This window comes from Actinokineospora sp. (assembly GCF_050699995.1).
Taxonomy (GTDB): Bacteria; Actinomycetota; Actinomycetes; order Mycobacteriales; family Pseudonocardiaceae; genus Actinokineospora.
Genome location: NZ_JBOHGC010000495.1, coordinates 1 through 1,837, shown reverse-complemented (window position 1 = coordinate 1,837; position 1,837 = coordinate 1). Strand labels below are relative to the sequence as shown.

Here is a 1,837-nt window from a genome sequence, read left to right as displayed (position 1 = left end):
GCCTTGTGCCTGCTCACGGCCTGCCGGCCACCCCGGCCGGCGCCGGGTGCCCGCTGGGCGCCTGCGGCCGCGCCGAGACCTGCGGCAGCGGGACGGTCTGCATGACCCGGGAGATCATGTGGTCGATCGGGACGCCGTCGGCGAGCGCGTCATAGGACAGCACGAGCCGGTGGCGCAGCACATCGGGTACGACGTCGACGACGTCCTGGGGCAGCACGTAGTCGCGGCCGCGGACCAGCGCCAGGGCGCGGGCGGCGGCGACGATGCCGAGGCTGGCGCGCGGCGAGGCGCCGTAGGCGATCCAGCCCGCGACGTCGGCGAGGCCGTGCTCGGCGGGTGTGCGGGTGGCCAGCACGAGGCGGACTGTGTAGTCGACGAGCGCGTGGTGGACGAAGACCTTCGAGGCGACGCCCTGCAGGCGGCGCAGCTCCTCGGGGCTGAGGACCTGGTTGGCCTCCGGGGGCGTGACGCCCATCCGGTAGACGATCTCGCGCTCCTCCTCGGCCGTCGGGTACTCGACGATGATCTTGAAGAGGAAGCGGTCGCGCTGTGCCTCGGGCAGCGGATAGACGCCCTCGTTCTCGATCGGGTTCTGCGTGGCGAGCACCAGGAACGGGTCGGGCATCGGGAAGGTCTGGCCGCCGATGGACACGTGCCGCTCGGCCATGATCTCCAGCATCGCCGACTGCACCTTGGCGGGCGCGCGGTTGATCTCGTCGGCGAGGACGAAGTTGGCGACGACCGGGCCGAGTTCGACGTCGAAGCGCTCGGTGCCCTGCCGGTAGATGCGGGTGCCGACGATGTCGGCGGGCACCAGGTCCGGGGTGAACTGCACCCGGGAGAACGAGCCGCCGACCACGCGGGCGAAGGTCTCCACGGCGAGCGTCTTGGCCACACCGGGCACGCCTTCGAGCAGCAGGTGACCCTTGGCGAGCAGGCCCACGAGCATCCGCTCGACCAGCCGGTCCTGCCCGACGATCACCCGCTTGACCTCGAACACGGTGCGTTCGAGCAGTTGCGCGTCACGCGCGGGCGTGCTGCCCTCTTGCTCGACCTGCCCAGGCTCGGTCACCAGCTGTCCTCCTCAGCGCACAGTCATTCCAGCGGGTTACAGCCAACCGCATGAGCGGTGTGAGCGCTGTGAACTCACCTGGTGAAGCGGGAAAGGTCCTCGGGAGTGTCCACATCGGCGGCTTCGTCGGCGACCGCCGGGACCCGCACGGGCTGCAGTCCACCCAGCACCTTGCGCAGCGCCATCCCCTCGGGCCGCTCGGGCAGCGCGGCCCGCAGCGCCCCGAGTCGCCACGCGCTGAGCAGCCACTGGTCGCGTCCGTCGGCGTCGACGAGGAGGGCGCCGGTGGTCCCGAGGGCGCCGGTCAGCCGGGCGAGGGTGGCTTGAGTGATCCGCGGGAGGTCGGCGGCGAGCAGGACGACGGGCAGGTTCGGGTCGTCGGGCAGCAACGCGACCCCGGCGGCGATCGCGGCGACCGGCCCGGAGCCGGGTTCGTCCTCGACCGTCCACAGAACCTGGCGCGGAACCGGCCTGCGCTTGCCGACCACGACGATCGGGTCGGCGCCCGCGGCGGCGTCCACCGCGCGGGCGAGCAGGGTGGCGCCGTCGACCTCGATGGCGACCTTGTCCCGGCCGTCCATCCGCGACGCGCGCCCGCCCGCGAGGATGACCGCCGCCCAGGAATCCATTCGACCACCCTAATCCGCCGTGGTTAGGACTTGTCGTGAAATAACCTAGTTTTCGCCCTCGGGGTGTCTAGGATCTGTGCTATGAGCCTGGTCATGGATTCCCTGTCTCGCCGCTACGACGCGGTCAGGTCGCATC

At 71.3% G+C, this 1,837-nt stretch carries 2 protein-coding genes; both read right to left on the bottom strand.

Translation table 11 applies throughout. From position 1 onward, the window contains the following. Nucleotides 1-13: 13 nt before the first annotated feature. Nucleotides 14-1,072: an AAA family ATPase gene (locus tag ACRDSQ_RS24550; protein WP_431424327.1), complete on the bottom strand. Its 1,059-nt coding sequence runs from the start codon at nucleotides 1,070-1,072 to the stop codon at nucleotides 14-16. 74 nt (nucleotides 1,073-1,146) lie between these two features. After that, entirely contained in the window at nucleotides 1,147-1,701 is a 555-nt protein-coding gene (gene mobA, locus ACRDSQ_RS24545; protein WP_431424326.1) for a molybdenum cofactor guanylyltransferase, read from the bottom strand. Nucleotides 1,702-1,837: the final 136 nt, after the last annotated feature.

What these genes read in the sequence shown, in the direction of transcription:
- mobA (WP_431424326.1), bottom strand. Translation starts at nt 1,701, where the DNA reads ATGGATTCCTGGGCGGCGGTCATCCTCGCGGGCGGGCGCGCGTCGCGG.